Below are 22,927 nucleotides of genomic sequence, written 5' to 3' on the forward strand. Positions count from 1 at the left end.
ATCGTTAACCTGATTGCCCCAATCGCAATGGATGAGGGTCTGCGTTTTGCTATCCGTGAAGGCGGCCGTACTGTAGGTGCTGGTGTTGTTGCTAAAGTGATCGCATAATTTTTTTAATGTGTTCATTTTGAAAGGGCATCGACAGATGCCCTTTTTATACGTTGTCTTAAGAAGAACCTATCTCATCAATATTTGCTCATAATTAGCCATTTAATGGCAGATAAATTGCTATTTGATTGCTATTCTTAATTATTGGTGAGATAGGCTCTGATACAACGGGTGGACTTAAATATCATTGAGGTATAAAAGTCCTACTGAATTATGGCGCCGAGTCAGATACAATTACAATTATCTTTGGGTTCGGTCTGATTTGTTTTGCTCTTGCGAGGCAAGCTGGCTATCTATTTACATCATAGTTACTTACATATAGTTACAGGTTGGTTTATGAGTGCGAATAGCGATGCTCAACAAAGCGGGCGTGGTCTTGATATAGCAAAATGGCTATTGGTAGCAGTGCTGCTGGTGGTTGCTATTGTGGGTAATTACTATTACCGAGAGTATAACCTGCCTCTGCGCGCGATAGCCGTGGTTGCTATTGTTGCCCTTGCAGGAGCAGTTGCATTGTGGACTGTAAAAGGTAAATCTGCATTAGCATTTGCCCGTGAAGCCCGCATTGAAATGCGTAAAGTCATTTGGCCAACTCGCCAGGAAGCACTGCAGACAACTTTGATTGTTGCAGTTGTTACGGCTGTCATGTCTCTTATTTTGTGGGGGCTTGATGGTATTCTGGTGCGTTTAGTTTCATTTATTACAGGCCTGAGGTTTTAAAAAATGTCTGAATCCCCAAAAAAGCGTTGGTATGTCATCCAGGCATTTTCTGGGTTTGAAGGTCGGGTCGCTCAATCTCTGCGTGAACATATCAAATTACAAGAGATGGAAGATTCTTTTGGCGAAGTGATGGTGCCGACAGAAGAGGTTGTTGAGATCCGCAGTGGTCAGCGCCGTAAAAGCGAGCGTAAATTCTTCCCAGGCTATGTCTTGGTACAAATGGTAATGAACGATGCGACTTGGCATTTGGTTCGTAGTGTACCTCGCGTAATGGGTTTTATCGGTGGCACTTCTGACCGCCCAGCACCAATCAGTGATAAAGAAGTTGATGCTATCATGAATCGTCTTCAACAGGTTGGTGATAAGCCACGGCCAAAAACTCTGTTCGAACCAGGAGAAATGGTTCGAGTCAGCGATGGTCCGTTTGCAGACTTCAATGGTGTGGTGGAAGAAGTCGATTACGAGAAGAGCCGTTTGAAAGTCTCGGTTTCTATCTTTGGTCGTGCTACACCAGTTGAGCTGGATTTCAGTCAGGTAGAGAAAGCCTGATCTGACGCTTAATTAAGCGGCTCTGTTTGCAAAGGGTGTGAAATTAGCATACAATCTTGCGCCTTTTGTTTTTTATCTAGATATCATTTTAGATGATGTTTCCTAGGTAATTTAGGTAATGCTTTAAGTGGTCTGGTCTTTTAGACGGGGCCTAAATTGTCAGGGGAGCCTCATTTTGAGGCGATAACACCCATATAGAGGAAATATAATGGCTAAGAAAGTACAAGCCTACGTTAAGCTGCAAGTCGCAGCTGGTATGGCTAACCCAAGCCCACCAGTTGGCCCAGCTCTGGGTCAGCAGGGTGTTAACATCATGGAATTCTGTAAAGCGTTCAATGCTAAAACTGAAAGCATTGAGAAAGGCTTGCCAATCCCAGTTGTTATTACTGTTTATGCAGACCGTTCTTTCACTTTTGTTACTAAAACCCCACCGGCGGCTGTTCTGCTGAAAAAAGCAGCAGGCATCAAATCTGGTTCTGGCAAACCGAACAAAGATAAAGTTGGTAAAGTAACCAGCGCTCAAGTTCGTGAAATTGCTGAAACTAAAGCTGCGGACATGACTGGTGCTGACGTTGACGCGATGATGCGTTCAATCGAAGGTACTGCTCGTTCCATGGGCCTGGTAGTGGAGGATTAATCAATGGCTAAACTGACCAAGCGCATGCGCACTATTCGTGAAAAAGTTGATGCAACTAAACAATATGACATCAACGAAGCTGTTGCTCTGCTGAAAGAACTGGCTACTGCTAAGTTTGTAGAAAGCGTTGACGTAGCTGTTAATCTTGGCATTGATGCTCGTAAATCTGACCAGAACGTTCGTGGTGCAACTGTACTGCCACACGGTACCGGTCGCTCAGTATGTGTTGCTGTATTTGCTCAGGGTGCAAACGCTGAAGCGGCTAAAGCTGCTGGCGCTGAACTGGTAGGTATGGAAGATCTGGCTGAGCTGGTTAAGAAAGGCGAGATGAACTTCGACGTAGTTATAGCATCTCCAGATGCAATGCGCGTTGTTGGCCAACTGGGCCAAATCCTGGGTCCACGTGGTCTGATGCCAAACCCGAAAGTTGGTACTGTAACTCCTAACGTTGCTGAAGCTGTACAGAACGCTAAAGCAGGTCAGGTTCGTTACCGTAACGACAAGAACGGTATCATCCACACCACTATCGGTAAAGTTGACTTCGAAGCTGACAAACTGAAAGAAAACCTGGAAGCTCTGCTGGTTGCGCTGAAAAAGGCTAAACCAGCTTCTGCTAAAGGCGTTTACATCAAGAAAGTTAGCCTGTCTACCACCATGGGTGCAGGTGTTGCGGTCGACCAGTCTGGTCTGAATGCATCAGCTTAATTATTTAAGCTGAGAATAACGCTTTACCTTAGCGTCAGATTTGTCTAAAATCTGACGCTTCTAATTTGCCTGATAGTGTGCTCTATGACACACAATCTTTGAAAAATAAGACTGTATCGGCAAATAACAAGTTTTCGGTTGGAGCTTGGCCTAATCCAAGCCCCGTCCAAGACCGCAGGCGTAAGTACGTAGAAATAAATTACTTACTTAATATCCTGCGTAGACGGTGACAGAGCCAAATGAAATTTATTTTCTGGATTCTGCTCACCGTGTTTTAGCGCTCATGCACATTTTGTGCCTTGAGTGAAGTGAGTTCCGGGTTTTCCCGGTTAATCCAGGAGCAAGAAGCTAATGGCACTAAATCTTCAAGACAAACAAGCGATTGTTGCTGAAGTCAGCGAAGTAGCCAAAGGCGCGCTGTCTGCGGTTGTTGCGGATTCTCGTGGCGTTACCGTAGATAAAATGACTGAGCTGCGTAAAGCATGCCGTGAAGCTGGCGTTAACGTACGTGTTGTACGTAATACACTGCTGCGTCGTGTTGTTGAAGGTACTGAGTATGAGTGCCTGAAAGAAGCGTTTATCGGTCCAACCTTGATTGCTTTCTCTTTTGAACATCCGGGCGCAGCTGCTCGCCTGTTCAAAGATTTCGCGAAAGCGAACCCAGCATTCGAGATTAAAGCGGCAGCCTTTGAAGGTGAGTTTATCCCAGGATCAAATATCGATCGTCTGGCAACACTCCCAACTTACGAAGAAGCAATCGCACGCCTGATGGCAACCATGAAAGAAGCCTCTGCAGGCAAACTGGTTCGCACTCTGGCTGCGCTACGCGATCAGAAAGAAGCAGCTTAATTGTCTATTTCCTTCGTTGCTTTTTAACGTATAAACTTTTTCTGAATTTTAGGAACACTTGTTATGTCTATCACTAAAGAACAAATTCTGGACGCAGTTGCAGAAATGTCTGTAATGGACGTTGTTGAACTGATCAGCATGATGGAAGAAAAATTCGGCGTTTCTGCTGCTGCAGCTGTAGCTGTAGTTGGTGGCGCTGCTGAAGCTGTTGAAGAACAAACTGAATTCGACGTCATGCTATCTGGCGTTGGCGCTAACAAAGTTGCTGTAATCAAAGCAGTACGTGGCGCAACTGGCCTGGGTCTGAAAGAAGCTAAAGATCTGGTTGAAAGCGCACCAGCAGCTCTGAAAGAAGGCATCAGCAAAGACGACGCTGAAGCTCTGAAAAAATCTCTGGAAGAAGCTGGTGCTTCTGTTGAGATCAAGTAAGATCTGTTCGAAGTTCGCAGCCTGATTAGTTGAGGCTGGCGGCTGGCGATTTTTTAATCGCCAGCCTTTTTGCGCTGTAAGGGCATTGCTTACAGAGCCATATTGCCTAAAAGGCATTATGTAGGGAGTTAGTAGCATTTCACACTGTTTGGCTACTAATGAACCCAGAATACTTTTTCCTATTGACGCCTTAATATACTGTGTTCTCAGCTACGATCCACTCGGGTAGCTCGGTAGTAAGGTAACGCAATGAAATGATTTAAGAGTAATAGCAATGAGTATTACGGAAAATATTCTATTTTCTGTTCGAAAAAATAGTGTTGCAGAGCGCTGTCCTTCAAGGGCGGGCAGAGTGGGTCACTTGTCAGCGAGCTGAGGAACCCTATGGTTTACTCCTATACCGAGAAAAAACGTATTCGTAAGGACTTTGGTAAACGTCCACAAGTTTTGGATGTTCCATACCTTCTTTCTATCCAACTTGACTCGTTCCAGAAGTTTATCGAGCAAGATCCTGAAGGCCAGAATGGACTGGAAGCGGCCTTCCGTTCAGTATTTCCAATTCAGAGCTACAATGGCAATTCTGAGTTGCAATATGTAAGTTACCGTCTTGGCGAACCTGTCTTTGATGTTAAAGAGTGTCAGATCCGTGGTGTGACATATTCAGCACCGCTGCGCGTTAAGCTGCGCCTAGTGATCTATGAGCGCGAAGCGCCAGAAGGCACAGTTAAAGCCATCAAAGAACAAGAAGTCTACATGGGTGAAATTCCACTCATGACCGATAACGGTACTTTCGTTATCAACGGTACTGAGCGCGTTATCGTATCTCAGTTGCATCGTAGCCCAGGCGTTTTCTTTGACAGCGATAAGGGTAAAACCCATTCATCCGGTAAGGTACTGTATAACGCACGTATCATCCCTTACCGTGGTTCATGGTTAGATTTCGAATTCGATCCAAAAGATAACCTGTTTGTGCGTATCGACCGCCGCCGTAAGCTGCCGGCTTCGATTATTCTGCGCGCGATGAATTATTCTACTGAAGACATTCTGAATCTGTTCTTCAACAAAACCGTATTCGAAATTCGCGGCAATAAATTGCAGATGGCTCTGGTTCCGGAACGTCTGCGTGGTGAGACTGCTTCATTTGATATCGAAGCAAACGACAAGGTCTATGTTGAAAAAGGCCGCCGTATCACAGCTCGTCATATCCGTCAGTTAGAAAAAGATCAGGTAGACCGTATTGAGGTACCTGTTGAATATATCGCTGGTAAAGTTGTAGCAAAAGATTACATTGACCAGAACACAGGTGAAATCATCTGTGCTGCTAACATGGAACTCTCTTTGGATCTGCTGGCACGTTTGAGTCAGTCTGGTCACAAATCTATCGAGACCCTGTTTACCAATGATCTGGACCACGGTGCTTACATTTCCGAAACTCTGCGTGTTGACCCGACCAATGATCGTACTAACGCATTGGTTGAAATCTATCGCATGATGCGTCCGGGTGAACCACCAACACGCGAAGCCGCAGAAAACCTGTTTGAGAACCTGTTCTTCTCTGCAGATCGTTATGATCTGTCTGCGGTTGGTCGTATGAAGTTCAACCGTTCGCTGGATCGTGAAGAGATTGAAGGTGCTGGTATCCTGAGTAAAGAAGACATCACTGATGTGATGAAGAAGCTCATTGATATCCGTAACGGTAAAGGTGAAGTCGATGATATCGACCACTTGGGCAACCGTCGTATCCGTTCCGTTGGTGAAATGGCTGAAAACCAGTTCCGCGTCGGTCTGGTTCGTGTAGAACGTGCAGTGAAAGAGCGTTTGTCTCTGGGTGATCTGGATACTCTGATGCCTCAGGACATGATCAACGCCAAACCAATTTCTGCGGCGGTGAAAGAGTTCTTTGGTTCCAGCCAGTTGTCCCAGTTTATGGACCAGAACAACCCACTGTCTGAAATTACCCATAAACGCCGTATTTCTGCGTTGGGTCCAGGCGGTCTGACTCGTGAGCGTGCAGGCTTTGAAGTTCGAGACGTACATCCAACTCATTACGGTCGTGTATGTCCAATCGAAACGCCTGAAGGTCCAAACATCGGTCTGATTAACTCATTGTCCGTTTATGCGCGTACCAATGAGTATGGTTTCCTTGAAACGCCTTACCGCTTAGTTCGTGATGGTGTAGTAACTGATGAAATCCACTATCTGTCTGCGATCGAAGAAGGTAACTACGTCATTGCACAGGCTAACACCGTATTGGATGAAGAAGGTCACTTCGTTGAAGAATTGATAACTTGCCGTCATTACGATGAATCCAGCTTGTTCAACCGTGATCAGGTTCAGTACATGGATGTTTCGACACAACAGATCGTGTCCGTCGGTGCTTCTCTGATCCCATTCCTTGAACACGATGACGCCAACCGTGCATTGATGGGTGCGAACATGCAACGTCAGGCGGTTCCAACTCTGCGTGCTGATAAGCCACTGGTCGGAACAGGCATGGAGCGTGCGGTAGCGGTTGACTCTGGTGTAACCTCTGTTGCTAAACGCGGCGGTATGGTTCAGTACGTTGACGCATCCCGTATCGTAATCAAGGTTAACGAAGATGAAATGTACGCGGGTGAAGCGGGCATTGATATCTATAACCTGACTAAATATACCCGTTCCAACCAAAACACCTGTATCAACCAGATGCCATGTGTTTCTTTGGGCGAATTGGTAGAACGTGGCAACGTACTGGCTGATGGCCCATCCACCGACTTGGGTGAACTGGCACTGGGTCAGAACATGCGCGTGGCATTCATGCCATGGAATGGTTATAACTTCGAGGACTCCATCCTCGTATCTGAACGTGTTGTTCAGGAAGACCGTTTCACTACCATTCATATTCAAGAACTGGCTTGCGTGTCTCGTGACACCAAACTGGGGTCTGAAGAGATTACTGCTGACATCCCTAACGTGGGTGAAGCTGCGCTGTCTAAACTGGACGAATCCGGTATCGTTTATATCGGTGCGGAAGTGAAAGGCGGCGACATTCTGGTTGGTAAAGTGACACCGAAAGGTGAAACCCAGCTGACGCCAGAAGAAAAACTGCTGCGTGCGATCTTCGGTGAGAAAGCGTCTGATGTGAAAGACTCCTCACTGCGCGTACCAAATGGTGTTTCTGGTACTGTTATCGATGTACAAGTCTTTACCCGTGATGGTGTCGAGAAAGACAAGCGTGCGTTAGAAATCGAAGAAATGCAGTTGCGTGAGGCTAAGAAAGACCTTACAGAAGAACTGCAAATTTTCGAAGCTGGCCTGTTTGCTCGTATCCATTCTGTACTGGTTGCCGGTGGCGTTGAAGCGGAAAAACTCGCTAAACTTCCTCGTGGGCGTTGGTTAGAACTGGGTCTGGCTGATGAAGAAAAACAGAATCAGCTGGAGCAGTTGGCAGAACAGTATGACGAACTGAAAACAGAGTTCGAGAAAAAACTGGATGCTAAACGCCGTAAGATCACTCAAGGCGACGATCTGGCACCTGGCGTGCTGAAAATTGTCAAAGTGTATCTGGCTGTGAAACGTCAGATTCAGCCTGGTGACAAGATGGCAGGTCGTCACGGTAACAAAGGTGTTATCTCCAAGATCAACCCGATCGAAGACATGCCTTACGATGAAAACGGCACACCAGTAGACATCGTACTGAACCCGCTGGGTGTACCATCACGTATGAACATCGGTCAGATTCTGGAAACTCACTTGGGTATGGCGGCAAAAGGTATTGGTGACAAGATCAATGCCATGCTGAAACAGCAGCAAGAAGTTGCCAAACTGCGTGAATTTATCCAGAAAGCTTATGATCTGGGTGATGATACTCGTCAGAAAGTTGACTTGAACACCTTCACTAACGAAGAAGTAATGCGTCTGGCAGAAAACCTGAGAAAAGGTATGCCTATTGCAACACCTGTCTTTGACGGTGCAAAAGAGACTGAAATCAAAGAGTTGTTGAAACTTGGTGGTTTGCCGACTTCCGGTCAGATTACTTTGTTCGACGGCCGTACAGGTGAACAATTCGAGCGTCAAGTAACCGTCGGTTACATGTACATGCTGAAATTGAACCACTTGGTTGATGACAAGATGCACGCCCGTTCTACCGGCTCTTATAGTCTGGTTACCCAGCAGCCGCTGGGTGGTAAGGCACAGTTCGGTGGACAGCGCTTCGGTGAGATGGAAGTGTGGGCATTGGAAGCATACGGTGCTGCGTACACCCTGCAAGAAATGCTCACAGTTAAATCCGACGATGTTAACGGTCGAACCAAGATGTATAAAAACATCGTGGATGGTAACCACCAGATGGAACCAGGCATGCCGGAATCTTTCAACGTATTGCTGAAAGAAATCCGTTCATTGGGTATCAACATCGAGCTGGAAGACGAATAAATCGTTTTCTCACTGGTACTGTCCGGCATGAAAATGTCGGACGGTTTACCAGCCAGTGGTTATACTGGTTATACTGGTTATAGAGGTGAGTGGCATGGGCCACTCACCTAACAGGTCTAACTCCGACAGGAGCCATTTCGTGAAAGACTTATTGAAGTTTCTGAAAGCGCAAACCAAGACCGAAGAGTTTGATGCGATCAAAATTGCTCTGGCCTCTCCAGATATGATCCGTTCGTGGTCATTCGGGGAAGTAAAAAAGCCGGAAACCATTAACTACCGTACGTTCAAGCCTGAGCGTGACGGCCTTTTCTGTGCGCGTATTTTCGGGCCAGTAAAAGATTACGAATGTTTGTGTGGTAAATACAAACGTTTAAAACACCGTGGTGTGATTTGTGAGAAGTGTGGCGTTGAAGTAACCCAAACCAAAGTTCGTCGTGAACGTATGGGACACATCGAGCTGGCTTCTCCAACCGCTCATATCTGGTTTCTGAAATCTCTGCCATCCCGCATCGGTTTGCTGCTGGATATGCCTCTGCGTGACATTGAACGCGTACTGTACTTCGAATCCTATGTTGTTGTCGAAGGTGGTATGACTAATCTTGAGCGTGGGAAGATCCTGTCTGAAGAGGAGTATCTGAACGCGCTGGAAGAGTTCGGTGATGAATTTGATGCAAAAATGGGTGCAGAAGCAATCCAATCTTTGCTGAAAAACATCGAATTGGAAAACGAATGTGAAAACTTGCGTGAAGAGCTGAACGAGACTAACTCTGAAACCAAGCGTAAGAAGCTGACCAAGCGTATTAAATTGCTGGAAGCTTTCATTCAGTCTGGTAACAAGCCAGAGTGGATGGTTCTGAACGTTCTGCCAGTTTTGCCACCGGATTTACGTCCACTGGTTCCACTGGATGGTGGTCGTTTCGCTACATCAGATCTGAATGATCTGTATCGTCGCGTCATTAACCGTAACAACCGTCTGAAGCGCCTGTTGGATCTGGCTGCGCCAGATATCATCGTACGTAACGAAAAACGTATGTTGCAGGAAGCGGTTGATGCATTGCTGGACAACGGTCGCCGCGGTCGTGCGATTACTGGTTCCAACAAGCGTCCTCTGAAATCCCTGGCAGATATGATCAAGGGTAAACAAGGTCGTTTCCGTCAGAACCTGCTGGGTAAACGTGTTGACTACTCAGGCCGTTCTGTAATTACCGTAGGTCCATACCTGCGTTTGCATCAGTGTGGTCTTCCTAAGAAGATGGCACTGGAGCTGTTCAAGCCATTCATTTACGGCAAGCTGGAACTGCGTGGTCTGGCGACTACCATCAAAGCAGCCAAGAAAATGGTTGAGCGCGAAGAAGCCATTGTATGGGATATCTTGGATGAAGTTATCCGTGAGCACCCAGTTCTGCTGAACCGTGCACCGACCCTTCACCGTCTGGGTATTCAGGCATTTGAACCGGTTCTGATCGAAGGTAAAGCGATCCAGTTGCACCCATTAGTGTGTGCGGCTTATAACGCCGACTTCGATGGTGACCAGATGGCTGTTCACGTACCGTTGACACTGGAAGCCCAGTTGGAAGCACGTGCGTTGATGATGTCTACCAACAACATCCTGTCTCCTGCGAGTGGTGAACCAATCATCGTTCCATCTCAGGACGTTGTGTTGGGTCTGTACTACATGACTCGTGACTGTGTTAATGCCAAAGGCGAAGGCATGGTTCTAAGCGGCCCTAAAGAAGCAGAGCGTGTTTACCGCGCAGGTCTGGCTTCTTTGCACGCTCGTGTCAAAGTTCGTATCACTGAAGAAGTGAGAGACGGTGAAGGCAATGTTACTGTTAACACAGGTCTGGTTGATACGACTATCGGTCGTGCCATCCTGTGGATGATTGTACCGAAAGGTCTGCCATACTCACTGATTAACCAGGCGCTGGGTAAAAAAGCAATTTCCAGAATGCTGAACACCTGTTACCGCATACTGGGCCTGAAACCAACCGTTATCTTAGCTGACCAGACCATGTACACCGGTTTTGCTTACGCTGCCCGTTCCGGGGTTTCCGTAGGTATTGACGACATGGTAATTCCTGAGAAGAAAGAAGGCATCATCGCGGAAGCAGAAGCAGAAGTGGCCGAAATTCAGGAACAATTCCAGTCAGGTTTGGTAACTGCTGGTGAACGCTATAACAAAGTTATCGATATCTGGGCTGCGGCGAACGAACGTGTTGCTAAGGCGATGATGGAAAACCTGTCTACCGAAACTGTTATTAACCGTAATGGTGAAGAAGAACAGCAGGTTTCTTTCAACAACATCTTTATGATGGCCGACTCAGGTGCGCGTGGTTCTGCTGCTCAGATCCGTCAGTTGGCGGGTATGCGTGGTCTGATGGCAACTCCGGATGGTTCCATCATCGAAACCCCAATTACCGCGAACTTCCGTGAAGGTCTGAACGTACTCCAGTACTTCATCTCAACCCACGGTGCTCGTAAAGGTCTTGCGGATACCGCATTGAAAACCGCGAACTCCGGTTACCTGACTCGTCGTCTGGTTGACGTTGCCCAAGATTTGGTAGTGACTGAAGATGACTGTGGTACTCACGACGGTATCATGATGACTCCGGTTATCGAAGGTGGTGACGTTAAAGAACCACTGCGTGAACGTGTATTGGGTCGTGTAACGGCTGAAGACGTTCTGAAACCAGGCACAGCGGACATTCTGGTTTCACGTAACACCTTACTGAATGAAAAATGGTGTGATCTGTTAGAAGAAAACTCCGTTGACAGCTTGAAAGTACGCTCAGTAGTAAGCTGTGAAACTGACTTTGGTGTTTGTGCTAAGTGTTACGGTCGTGACCTTGCTCGTGGTCACCTGATCAATAAAGGTGAAGCTGTTGGTGTTATCGCGGCACAGTCAATCGGTGAGCCAGGTACACAGCTGACGATGCGTACGTTCCACATTGGTGGTGCGGCATCTCGTGCGGCAGCAGAATCCAGCATTCAGGTACGTAACAAAGGTCATCTGAAACTGACCAACGCGAAATTCGTTACGAACTCAGCGGGCAAACTGGTTATTACTTCTCGTAATACCGAATTGCGCCTGATCGACGATTTCGGTCGTACCAAAGAGAGCTATAAAGTACCTTACGGTTCGGTATTGGCGAAAGGTGATGGTGAGATGGTAACCGGCGGTGAAACCGTTGCGAACTGGGATCCACATACCATGCCAGTTGTGAGTGAAGTATCCGGTATTATCCAGTTCTCTGACATAGTTGATGGTCAAACCATTACCCGTCAGACGGATGAACTGACTGGCCTGTCTTCACTGGTGGTTCTGGATAGTGCAGAACGTACCGGTAGTGGTAAAGACCTGCGTCCAGCACTGAAAGTCGTTGACGCTCAGGGTAATGATGTTCTGATCCCAGGTACTGATATACCTGCTCAGTACTTCCTGCCGGGTAAAGCGATTGTTCAGCTGGAAGATGGTATATCCATCTCTGCGGGTGATACATTGGCGCGTATTCCTCAGGAATCTGGCGGTACTAAAGATATCACCGGTGGTCTGCCGCGCGTTGCGGACCTGTTCGAAGCTCGTCGTCCGAAAGAGCCTGCTATCTTGGCAGAAATCAGCGGTATTGTTTCCTTCGGTAAAGAAACTAAAGGTAAGCGCCGTCTGGTAATCAGCCCATTGGATGGTAGTGATGCTTACGAAGAGATGATCCCTAAATGGCGTCAGCTCAACGTATTCGAAGGTGAGGTTGTTGAACGTGGTGACGTGATCTCCGATGGCCCAGAATCTCCACATGACATTCTGCGCCTGCGTGGTGTTCACGCGGTTGCTCGTTACATCACTAACGAAGTACAGGAAGTTTACCGTTTGCAAGGCGTTAAGATTAACGATAAACACATTGAAGTTATCGTTCGTCAGATGCTGCGTAAAGCAACTATCTCGAGTGCGGGTAGCTCTGAATTCCTTGAAGGTGAGCAAGTTGAATACGCACGCGTTAAAGTTGCGAACCGTAAACTGGAGCAGGATGGTAAAGTAGCAGCTACCTTCCATCGTGATCTGCTGGGTATCACCAAAGCATCACTGGCAACAGAATCCTTCATCTCTGCGGCGTCGTTCCAGGAAACAACCCGCGTACTGACTGAAGCAGCTGTTGCAGGTAAACGTGATGAACTGCGTGGCCTGAAAGAGAACGTTATCGTTGGTCGTCTGATCCCTGCGGGTACAGGTTATGCTTACCATCAGGATCGCATCCGTCGTCGCCACGAAAACGAAGTGGTTGAAGCACCACAAGTTAGCGTTGACGAAGCTACTGCAAACCTTGCTGAATTGTTGAATGCAGGTTTTGGTAGCAGCAATAACGAATAATCTCGTGGTAAGTAGCATACTCTATACGTATAGCTAATCACGTATGGCTAATCATGAAATGCCCTCTCTTTGTAGAGGGCATTTTTTTATTATCAATGATAATAATGATAGGGTTATAGCAAATAGAGTCTAAAACTAAATATCACTATAACCCTTTAATAAAAATTATTTCTTACTTTTTATCGTTTCGATAAAAGTTTTCCGTGCAGTTGGTGAACCAAGGCGCTCTGCTTCATCTAATAGTTTCAATGCTTTATCTATATCGCCATGACTAATGGCTTTCTTGATGGCGTCATTGAAATATTTTTCAGTATCGCTCAGTATAGGTTTAACTGTAGATGATGTGATGGAATGAGATATAGCAGTAGGCGCTGTTATTACAGGTGTAGATATTGCTTGTGTAGAACCGATTGTGATCGGTTTGGACATAGTTGTAGAAGTAGGTGTAGAAAATACCTGACCGATCAGAATATTGCCTGCATCGCGTTCTGATTTTACTTTTAGCGTTAATGTTCCTGTCTCTGTATGGCGTGCGATCGGATCGGGAATATTAGGGATAGAATTACCGACTCCTTTAGCATAAGCCTTAGCAGGATCGATCATTTGTGTTGAAGTTTGTAAATCTGAACGGGTGGTATAAATCAACAAATAAATTCGCTGTTGCCCTAATGCAGGTGTTAGCTTTAATACACCCTCAAGCCTATCGGCGGACATAATGCCCGGTTGTTGATAAAGAAAATAGTGACTTGGATAAAAGGCCGCAGGATGGAGTTGTTCATCAAGTACTAAAACATTCGGTGAATAGACCTGCTTATCTTTTATCAGGCTGTTCAGAGTGATTTCCAATGAGCCTTGATTCGCAGGTAAAGCAAATGCAGCTATCGCCCCACGAATATTTCCGTTATTAAGCTGCTGTGATGTGCTATTAAGAATAATAGTCTGTGTGCCATGAGTATTAATTGGCTGCCACCGTAATTCCTGCAAAGTTGGCAGAGACAAAGCTGGCGCGATAGCATTGGTTGTTTCTGGATTTACTCCTGCTTTATTAGTTATTACAGAACGAGATTCTGTTGTATCAGACAGTGCGATATCTGATGCGGCATAACTCACAGCAGGAATTATGTCGCAGAGCAGAGCACTGAGACAAAGTGAGAGTAATTTCTTTTTCATTACCACCAAGCCTCAAATTGGGCACCAAACGTAAATTCATCGCTGTTTCCACGACTGAATTGATGCGCAGATGTATCACGGTAAGCTACTCCGTTGATATAAGGTGATTTTTCATCGGATTTATTATTGGCATAACCCCATTTTTCATTCCATTTGGTGTAAGTGGCGAATAAACGAATAGCAGGACGTGACCAGATACTGTCGCCAGCTTGCCACTGTTGAGCCAGAGTGATCTTGTACTGATTGTTGTTTGCCTTGGTGCGCTGAGATTTGACATTGTCATAACCCACTTCCATCAGGGTACTCATTACGGGTGTCCATTTGTACATTGGGCGGATACCTACGGTGTACCATGTGTTGCCGTTGTTATTGTCGCGGTCAATGTTTTGATACATGGCGACATACATGAGATCCCATTTTTTTGCGAGGTTGATTGCACCATGATTCATAACTCGCAGCATATGCCCGTTGTTGTCTACATTGGCTCCTTCGGAACGACCATTATTGTTAGAGATCATTGCGTCAGTTGCGTACTGCAAGACAAATTTATTGAAACCACCTAACATGCTTTGAGTATGTTCGGCAGTCAGCATCACACCATCTTTGGATGCCTTTTTATCAAGCTGATATCCCTTGCGTGCATTAGCCCGTCCGTAATCAATGCCAAATTCCAATGTGCCGCCAGCATTGACAGGTAAGTTTGCCAGTCGTATATCAAAAACATCATTAGAAGTCGGGATTTCATTTTCTTTGCCAGCGATCCAACTATGAGAACCACCGGATTCTATATTACGGGTTACAGCGAGAGACAGTTTACCAAAACCAAGATCAATATCTTCTAAGCCTGCACCGGGGCCGGAAATATCCCAGTAATAGAAATCGATCATATGTATGTCGTGACGCTGATAGAAGCGCTTACCAGCCCACAGTGTTGAGCCGGGTAACCAATCAATGATATTGGTTGCTTTTACATTTGCTTCACGTAAAGCGGGATTGGTGGCTTCCCAATCTTTTTCCTGACTGACGGAATAGGCTAAATTGGTATCAAAATAGAAATGTTTGTTCCCATCTTTCCATAATTCTTGCCCTAGTTTAAGTTCAGCGTAGGTTTCACATTCGTTGCCGAGGCGGTATTTACTCGGTGCCCCAGTGACTTTAGAACACTTCTGATCACCACCACTGCCTGTCCAGCCAATGCCTGAACGGGCATAGCCGTGGAAGTCAACAGCAATAGCCTGCATGGATAATAAACTAGTTAGTATAGCCAATGAGAGAGACAATATACGCATAATGATTCTCCTGTTATTTTTTATGGCCGCAGATTTAGACTCCGGGTTCTTTATGTAAACGCTGACATGCGGTTCCATCTTCGCGGAAAAGATGGCATCGGTGAGGAGCTAATCCGATAGTGAAATCAGCCCCTTCTTTTACGAGAACGATATCAGGTTGGCGGTAAACCAGATTTTGATGAATGGCAGGTATGCGGATGTGAATCTGAGTTTCATTCCCCAGTTGTTCCACAATCTGTACTGTCCCCTCTAACGTAACATCAGCAACATCATTAGGCAAAAGGTGTTCGGGGCGAATTCCCAACGATACATTACTACCGATAGTTAACCCCTTACTTTCAACGGGTAACCAAACAGGCTGCCCGTTCGGCAGGATAATTTGTACCTGATCGACGGCAATCGCTGAGACTTTGACTGGCAGGAAATTCATTTTCGGTGAACCAATGAAACCCGCAACGAAGCGATTGGCAGGATAGTGATAAATTTCAAGGGGTTTACCAACCTGAGCAATATTGCCTCCATCCAGCACAACAATCTTATCTGCCAGCGTCATGGCTTCAGTTTGATCATGGGTTACATAGACCATTGTACGTTGCAGTCGCTTGTGTAGACGTGAAACCTCAATTCTCATCTGCACACGCAAAGCTGCATCCAGATTGGAAAGAGGTTCATCCAGCAGAAAGATATTGGGTTCAGCAACAAGTGTTCGACCAATGGCGACTCGCTGGCGTTGGCCACCGGACAGTGCCTTGGGGCGGCGATCCAGCAGATGGGCAAGCTGGAGGGTTTCTGCAACTTGTTGTACTCGTTTTTGGATATCGTTTTTTTTGGCACCAGCCAGTTTCATGCCGAATGACATATTGTCTGCAACAGAGAGATGGGGATATAGCGCATAAGATTGAAAAACCATGCCGACACTGCGCTTGGCTGGTGGAACATCATTCATTCGTTTCCCTGCTATCAGCAAATCACCGGATGTGATGTCTTCTAATCCCGCAATCATTCTCAGTAACGTCGATTTTCCACATCCTGACGGGCCGACAAATACGACAAATTCTCCTTCCTGAATATCAAGATTAAGATCTTTGGAGATGACCGTTTCACCATATGATTTAGATACATTGTGGAATGTGACACTAGACATTTTTTCCCTCTCTCGGATTTGCCACCTCAGTTTTCTGTTCGTTTCCTATTTCGTCTTCGTTTCTTATTCGCCATAGAGAGAAACTTAGTGAAAAACTGATGGCAAGATTGTGTATAAAATAACAGGCGTGAGAATCCTCCATCCCAGAATTTTTGATGGTGGAGGAGTCAGGAGGACGAGATTAATGTGATTGATAAAGAAGGGAAAAAATTGTCAGGTAAGATGTGATTTAAATCTCAAAAAAGGATGCGGTCTTGATGTTAACGTTCTGATTTTAATTGTTTTTGTAAGCCAGTTCACATTCATGCGGTATGAGGCGTAGAGCAGGGGAGGATGAGTCTTTTTTACATTGATTGCACACTGGTGCCATTTTATCGCGATGTAATAAAGATAGTTATCCTGAATTAACAAATGAAAAGGCGGAATGATGACCAAGAAAATTTTAAAAGCGGGGACTTGTACCCTGATGCTTTCCGTTTTAACAACATGTGTACTGTCTGCTTCAGCTTTCGCGGAGCCGGAAGAAGGCAAGTTGGTAATTTGGATCAATGGTGATAAAGGCTATAACGGGCTGGCACAGGTCGGTGAAAAATTTGCAAAAGAAACGGGAATTTCTGTCATTGTTGAGCATCCTGATAAAATGGAAGAAAAATATACCCAGATTGCGGCCAGTGGAGACGGGCCAGATATTATTTTCTGGGCACATGATCGCTTTGGTGGTTATGCTCAATCAGGGTTAGTAGCTGAAATCACACCTGATAAGTCGTTTATTGATAAGCTATTTCCCTTTACGTGGGATGCCGTTCGTTATGACGGAAAATTGGTAGGGTATCCTGTCGCAGTTGAAGCTCTTTCTCTTATTTACAATAAAGATTTAATTAAATCCCCCCCTAAAACATGGGAAGAAATCCCCGCTTTGGATAATGAACTAAAAAAGCAAAATAAAAGCGCAATCATGTTCAATTTGCAGGAACCGTATTTCACCTGGCCGCTGATTGCTGCTGATGGCGGGTATGCCTTTAAGGCAGAGAACGGTACTTATAATGTTAAAGATAGCGGAGTGAATAATTCAGGTTCTAAAGCGGGAATGCAATTCCTGGCTGATTTAGTCAAAAATAAACACCTCAATGCAGATATTGATTATTCCATCGCCGAAGCTGCCTTCAATAAAGGCAAAACAGCGATGACGATTAACGGTCCTTGGGCTTGGGCAAATATAGATAAAAGCAAAATTAATTATGGTGTGACTTTATTACCAACTTTTAAAGAAAATCCCTCTAAACCCTTTGTTGGTATTTTAACTGCAGGGATTAATGCAGCCAGCCCCAATAAAGAGTTAGCGAAGGAGTTTTTGGAAAATTACCTGCTTACTAATGAAGGATTGGCAATGATAGACAAAGATAAGCCGTTGGGAGCGGTGGCTTTGAAGTCTTATCAGGAGATCCTCGCGCAAGATCCACGTATTGCCGCTACGATGGCAAACGCTCAAAAAGGTGAAATTATGCCGAATATCTCCCAAATGAGCAGTTTCTGGTACGCAATGCGTAGCGCTGTTCTTAACGTAGTCAGCGGGCGTCAGGCGGTAGATGCTGCTCTTGAAGATGCTAAAACGAGAATAACAAAATAAACGAATGACAGGCTCCTGATTCTAAGGAGCTTTAGCACCTTATTGTGATAGGTTCTGAGTGATTGGGATTCAATCGCTATTATTGGTAACAGGAAGTGCAAGATGTCAGCGACATTAGAAAAAACAGCATGGTGGCAGCATCCTGCCCTGAAATGGTTTTCTGTAGGTTTTTGCCTACTTTTTACTGGGTATCTGGTTGTGTTGATGTATGCGCAGGGAGAATACCTGTTTGCGATGTTAACACTGGTATTACTAGGGAGTGGTATCTATGTTTTTTCCAACCGGAAGACTTATGTTTGGCGCTATACCTACCCTGGAATTGCTGGAATAGGGCTATTTATACTGTTTCCACTTATCTGCACGATTGCTATCGCTTTTACAAATTATAGTAGTACCAATCAATTGACATTTGAACGTGCTCAAACTGTATTAATGAGTCGCCATTATCAGACGGGAGAGCCATTTAACTTCAAACTTTATTCTGAATCTGAACAATGGCGTTTGGCATTAAGCATTCCAGATAGTGATCGTTTATTGATATCTGAGCCTTTTTCTTTCACGGGAGCGGAAGAAACGGAAGAAATAGTATTGCCTCTCCATGAGCAGGATAAAAAACTTGAAGGCGATGCTGTGACATTACGCACTATCACTCAGCATCGGCAGGCATTGGGTCAATTGGTGGTAGTTCTTCCTGATAGCAGTAAATTGAGAATGAGTTCTTTACGCCAGTTCTCTGCTATCAACCCTCTTTATTCTCTTGATGAAGATGGGGTTACGCTGACCGATAAACAAACTGGCTTACGATATCGACCGAATATGGATATAGGGTTTTACCAATCCATTAATGCTGAAGGAGGGTGGACTAAGGAAACGTTAAGCCCAGGGTTCACAGTTTCTATTGGTTGGAAAAACTTCTTAAGAGTGATACAAGATGAGGGTATTCAAAAACCTTTTTTGTCCATTTTTATCTGGACAGTGGTTTTCTCTCTATTGACAGTGGTATTGACCGTTGCGCTGGGTATGATCCTCGCTTGTGTTGTGCAATGGGAAGCGCTCAAGGGACGAGCAATTTATCGTGTACTGCTGATTTTGCCTTATGCTGTTCCGTCGTTTATTTCCATTCTGATTTTCAAGGGATTGTTTAACCAGAGTTTTGGTGAAATTAATTTGGTACTGAATGGATTGTTTGGCCTTAAACCGGATTGGTTTACAGATCCAACACTCGCTAGAACAATGTTGATTATTGTAAATACGTGGTTGGGCTATCCCTATATGATGATTCTTTGCATGGGGTTGCTTAAATCTATCCCTGATGATCTTTATGAGGCATCGGCACTTGATGGTGCTGGGCTGTGGCAGAATTTCACCAAAATTACTTTTCCATTATTAATTAAGCCATTGACACCGTTGTTGATTGCCAGCTTTGCTTTCAACTTTAATAACTTTGTCCTGATTCAGCTGTTAACTAACGGTAAGCCTGATCATATTGGAACAACAACACCTGCGGGCTATACCGATCTTTTGGTGAGCTATACCTATCGCATTGCATTTGAGGGTGGTGGTGGGCAGGATTTTGGGCTGGCGGCAGCAATTGCAACATTGATTTTTTTGTTGGTAGGCGCATTAGCCATCATCAATTTGAAAACCACCCGCATTAAATTTGATTAAGGAGGAAAGAAGATGGCGATGGTACAGCCCAAATTGCAACGATGGCGGGTATGGGGAACACATGCATTTATGCTGGCTTTTATTGCCCTGATTTTGTTCCCTTTGCTGATGGTAATTGCCATTTCTTTGCGTCCGGGTAATTTTGCTACGGGTAATTTGATTCCTGATACTATTTCATGGGAACACTGGAAGTTGGCACTTGGCTACAGTGTGGAGTCTTCTGATGGACAAGTCATACTCCCTCCATTTCCTGTTATGCAGTGGCTTTGGAATTCTGTAAAGATTGCATTCATTACTGCCACTGGCATTGTGGCGCTATCAACAACGTGTGCTTATGCATTTGCCCGCATGCGCTTTCGTGGAAAAAGTCCCTTACTCAAGGGAATGCTTATATTTCAGATGTTCCCTCCAGTACTTTCGCTGGTGGCACTCTATGCCTTGTTTGATCGATTAGGAGAATATATTCCTTTCCTTGGCCTTAATACCCACGGTGGTGTGATTTTTGCCTATATGGGCGGAATTGCTTTACATGTCTGGACGATCAAAGGTTACTTCGAAACGATAGATCGCTCTCTGGAAGAAGCTGCCATGTTGGATGGGGCGACATCGTGGCAAATTTTACGTTTGATACTGTTGCCGCTTTCTGTGCCTATATTGGCTGTTGTATTTATTTTGTCATTTATTGGCGTCATTACTGAAGTACCTGTTGCATCTCTGCTATTACGTGACGTGGACAATTACACGTTGGCAGTGGGAATGCAGCAATATCTTCATCCACAGAACTATCTCTGGGGAGATTTTGCTGCGGCGGCTGTACTTTCTGCTATTCCTATCACGGTGATTTTCTTACTTGCCCAACGTTGGTTGGTGGGTGGATTAACATCGGGAGGAGTGAAAGGCTGAGATCTGTCTAAGGTCTATTCGCTTTTGTTGGTTGGTCTTTGTTGGTTTAGCTTTCCCCAATCACATTTATTCATGTGGTTGGGGATTTTTTTCCTTTGCCACCACCCTACAATTTGAAATCAATTGGGTATAGTGGATGGCTTAACAAATTATAAACTTTGTTTTCGGCACTCTTCTACGGTTTGTAACAAATGGTTGATATGAGCATCCGCAAACATATTTTCCAACGTGATGGTTAGTTTTCGTCGCCAGTTGGGGTATTCCTCTGTTGTGCCAGGGATATTAACGGGGCGTTCCATGTCCAGCCAGTCTTCAGGTTGTAATCCTAATAAGGCACAAGCGCTATGAGCTATATAGCGATGTATGCTTTGATTTATGGCAGTTGACATCGGATGTTCAGTTTGCGCCAGAGATATTGATTTCTGTAGCGAGGAAAGGGTATCAGCCTTGCTCAATTCTTCTGGTATCTTATCCAACTCTTCTGATGTCTTATCTGATGTTTTACCTAAATCTTCTAATAGATAGCCGTGACGATTTAAACTGGCTAATAACTCCTGCTTGCAGCGTTTACGTTCAGAATACAAATCGGCAAGAAGCGCTTTATCAGGGTATAAGCCGATGGCTTCTCCTAAGATTAGATCTTCATTTTGCCAGAATCCGCGTAAGGTAGGTAAGTCATGGGTAGTAATGGTTGCCATTGCTTGTGTGGGATATTCATCGGGGGAACGATATTCACCTTGTGCGTTGCGTTCAAAATAAAATACCTTATAAGAATAAACACCCCTATCCCGTAACTTATTGATAATTTCCTCCGGCACGATCCCTAAATCTTCTCCTATCACCAGGCAACGATTACGCTGGCTTTCCAGTGCCAATATTGCTAACAAATCATCAACTGGATAATGGACATAAACGCCTTTATCGGCAGTTTCTCCTTGTGGTATCCACCAGAGCCTGAGTAGAGACATTACATGATCGATACGCAATGCCCCGCAATGGCGCATGTTGCTACGTAGTAATTCAATGAAAGGTTGATAGGCTTGAGCTTTTAAAACATGGGGATTCATTGGTGGAAGCCCCCAATTTTGGCCTAGTGGTCCTAGAATATCAGGGGGTGCTCCTACAGACGCTTTGGTGCAATAGATGCTTCGGTTACACCAAGTTTCTGAGCCACCTTGAGCAACACCGACAGCGAGATCACGGTAGATGCCAATCGGCATATGACTGGTTTGGCTGGCAGTGAAGCATTCGGCAAGTTGAGTATCAGCCAGCCATTGTAGCCAAAGGAAAAATTCTATCTCCTGTGGATGTGAATGACAGAAAGCTTTAACCGCGTCACTTTCCGGCTCACGATATTCTTCCGGCCATACAGGCCAGCCCCAATAAACATTATTTTCCTCATATAGCTTATGGTGTAGAGCATCATAAACCGCTTGAGAATAAAGATTCTTGCCACCTTTGATTACAAATTGCTGGAAAGCAATTTGTTGGGGATCATCGTCAGACCGAAACTTAAATTGCGGATAAGCCAAGCGCAATGCAGCCATTTTTAATGTCATGACAGTGACGTAATCGACCCATTCTGCTTGGCGGGCTTGCTGGAGTTTGCACTGTGTTTCCGTTGAGTGCCACCACTCTTGTGCTTCGGCGTTGTAATTAAAGTCTTCCACCTGATTCACAGCAATGTAAATAATATTGAGCCAATGACGGGAAGATGGGCTGTAAGGGCTGGCATTATCAGGCATCGCAGGATATATGGCATGAAGAGGATTCAAACCAATAAAGGAGCCACCACGTTGTGCCAGTTCTTGTTGCATGTATCTCAGATCGCCAAAATCGCCAATTCCCCAGTTATTTTCTGATCGCAGGGTATAGAGTTGAACGCAAGCACCCCAAAGTTTTTCACCACGTGTTATGGCATCGGGTTCGTAACAGCGTTCTGGAGCAACGATAAGCTGTATAGGGTATTGTCGAGAGTGAGTTTCTGGTTTCACCTTCGGTATTAGGAACAGTGTGTGATATCCCAAGGGAAGATCGGTCGGCAAAGTAAGTTGAAGTTGACAATGACCACGAAATATTTCGCCTTGCTCAGTGTGTATCTGCCATTGGTAATTATCGGTATCTTCCAAAGGCAGAGTCACTATTTGTCCCTGAATAACCACTTTAACGTTAGGTAAAGAAGAAACATGTAAAGAAGAAACCGATCTTCCGACCGGTATATCTGTATTCATGGCTTCCAGTATTCGATGCCTGGTTTCAGCGGGGATCGCCTGCGGTTTCCCATAGGCATTAATATATTCGCTGACAATGCCGGCCTCAGTTGCCAAATCATTGAGGCGTTTGTTTTCCATAC

General features: G+C 45.2%; 16 protein-coding genes. 12 read left to right on the plus strand and 4 right to left on the minus strand.

The window, feature by feature from the left end; genetic code table 11:
• The 9 genes from BM135_RS11140 to rpoC form a co-directional block, all read left to right on the plus strand.
• On the plus strand, window positions 1–108 hold a 108-nt coding region (locus tag BM135_RS11140; protein ID WP_479688402.1), incomplete at its 5' end, for an EF-Tu C-terminal domain-related protein.
• Between the two features lie 336 nt (window positions 109–444).
• A complete protein-coding gene (gene secE / locus BM135_RS11145) occupies window positions 445–828 on the plus strand; it encodes a preprotein translocase subunit SecE (protein ID WP_092519795.1) in 384 nt (127 codons plus the stop codon).
• 3 nt (window positions 829–831) lie between these two features.
• The gene (gene nusG / locus BM135_RS11150) at window positions 832–1,377 is read left to right on the plus strand and encodes a transcription termination/antitermination protein NusG (protein ID WP_092519796.1); all 546 of its coding nucleotides are present in this window, start codon (window positions 832–834) and stop codon (window positions 1,375–1,377) included.
• A gap of 208 nt (window positions 1,378–1,585) precedes the next feature.
• Entirely contained in the window at window positions 1,586–2,014 is a 429-nt protein-coding gene (rplK, locus tag BM135_RS11155; protein WP_092519797.1) for a 50S ribosomal protein L11, read from the plus strand.
• Between the two features lie 3 nt (window positions 2,015–2,017).
• Window positions 2,018–2,719 carry a 50S ribosomal protein L1 gene (gene rplA / locus BM135_RS11160; protein WP_092519798.1) on the plus strand — a complete coding sequence of 234 codons (702 nt, stop codon included), beginning with the start codon at window positions 2,018–2,020 and terminating at the stop codon, window positions 2,717–2,719.
• Window positions 2,720–3,070: 351 nt separating this feature from the next.
• Window positions 3,071–3,568 carry a 50S ribosomal protein L10 gene (gene rplJ / locus BM135_RS11165; RefSeq protein ID WP_092519799.1) on the plus strand — a complete coding sequence of 166 codons (498 nt, stop codon included), beginning with the start codon at window positions 3,071–3,073 and terminating at the stop codon, window positions 3,566–3,568.
• 63 nt (window positions 3,569–3,631) lie between these two features.
• Entirely contained in the window at window positions 3,632–3,997 is a 366-nt protein-coding gene (gene rplL / locus BM135_RS11170) for a 50S ribosomal protein L7/L12 (RefSeq protein WP_092519800.1), read from the plus strand.
• Between the two features lie 384 nt (window positions 3,998–4,381).
• Window positions 4,382–8,410, plus strand: coding sequence for a DNA-directed RNA polymerase subunit beta (gene rpoB, locus BM135_RS11175; protein ID WP_092519801.1), 4,029 nt, complete (start codon window positions 4,382–4,384; stop codon window positions 8,408–8,410).
• 139 nt (window positions 8,411–8,549) lie between these two features.
• Complete coding sequence (gene rpoC, locus BM135_RS11180; RefSeq protein ID WP_092519802.1) at window positions 8,550–12,773, plus strand: DNA-directed RNA polymerase subunit beta'; 4,224 nt, start codon at window positions 8,550–8,552, stop codon at window positions 12,771–12,773.
• A gap of 165 nt (window positions 12,774–12,938) precedes the next feature.
• On the opposite strand, the gene malM is transcribed toward rpoC, so the two are convergent.
• The 3 genes from malM to malK are packed head-to-tail and all read right to left on the minus strand — an operon-like array spanning window position 12,939 to window position 16,376.
• The gene (gene malM, locus BM135_RS11185; RefSeq protein ID WP_092519803.1) at window positions 12,939–13,943 is read right to left on the minus strand and encodes a maltose operon protein MalM; all 1,005 of its coding nucleotides are present in this window, start codon (window positions 13,941–13,943) and stop codon (window positions 12,939–12,941) included.
• The gene (locus BM135_RS11190; RefSeq protein ID WP_092519804.1) at window positions 13,943–15,232 is read right to left on the minus strand and encodes a maltoporin; all 1,290 of its coding nucleotides are present in this window, start codon (window positions 15,230–15,232) and stop codon (window positions 13,943–13,945) included. Before BM135_RS11190 ends, malM begins: the two co-directional genes overlap by 1 nt.
• 34 nt (window positions 15,233–15,266) lie before the next feature.
• Window positions 15,267–16,376 (minus strand): maltose/maltodextrin ABC transporter ATP-binding protein MalK, encoded by a 1,110-nt coding sequence (gene malK, locus BM135_RS11195; protein ID WP_092519805.1) that lies wholly within the window; start codon window positions 16,374–16,376, stop codon window positions 15,267–15,269.
• 427 nt (window positions 16,377–16,803) lie between these two features.
• On the opposite strand from malK, the gene malE reads away from it, so the two are divergent.
• The 3 genes from malE (at window position 16,804) to malG (ending at window position 20,574) form a co-directional block, all read left to right on the plus strand.
• Window positions 16,804–18,003 (plus strand): maltose/maltodextrin ABC transporter substrate-binding protein MalE, encoded by a 1,200-nt coding sequence (gene malE, locus BM135_RS11200; RefSeq protein WP_092519806.1) that lies wholly within the window; start codon window positions 16,804–16,806, stop codon window positions 18,001–18,003.
• Window positions 18,004–18,105: 102 nt separating this feature from the next.
• Window positions 18,106–19,671 carry a maltose ABC transporter permease MalF gene (gene malF / locus BM135_RS11205; RefSeq protein WP_092519807.1) on the plus strand — a complete coding sequence of 522 codons (1,566 nt, stop codon included), beginning with the start codon at window positions 18,106–18,108 and terminating at the stop codon, window positions 19,669–19,671.
• A 12-nt stretch (window positions 19,672–19,683) separates the two neighbouring features.
• Window positions 19,684–20,574 (plus strand): maltose ABC transporter permease MalG, encoded by an 891-nt coding sequence (gene malG / locus BM135_RS11210; protein WP_092519808.1) that lies wholly within the window; start codon window positions 19,684–19,686, stop codon window positions 20,572–20,574.
• Between the two features lie 149 nt (window positions 20,575–20,723).
• Here malG and malQ read toward each other — a convergent pair whose 3' ends face one another.
• A complete protein-coding gene (gene malQ / locus BM135_RS11215; protein ID WP_092519809.1) occupies window positions 20,724–22,925 on the minus strand; it encodes a 4-alpha-glucanotransferase in 2,202 nt (733 codons plus the stop codon).
• Window positions 22,926–22,927: the final 2 nt, after the last annotated feature.

The sequence above is a fragment of the Xenorhabdus japonica genome, from assembly GCF_900115195.1.
Taxonomy (GTDB): Bacteria; Pseudomonadota; Gammaproteobacteria; order Enterobacterales; family Enterobacteriaceae; genus Xenorhabdus; species Xenorhabdus japonica.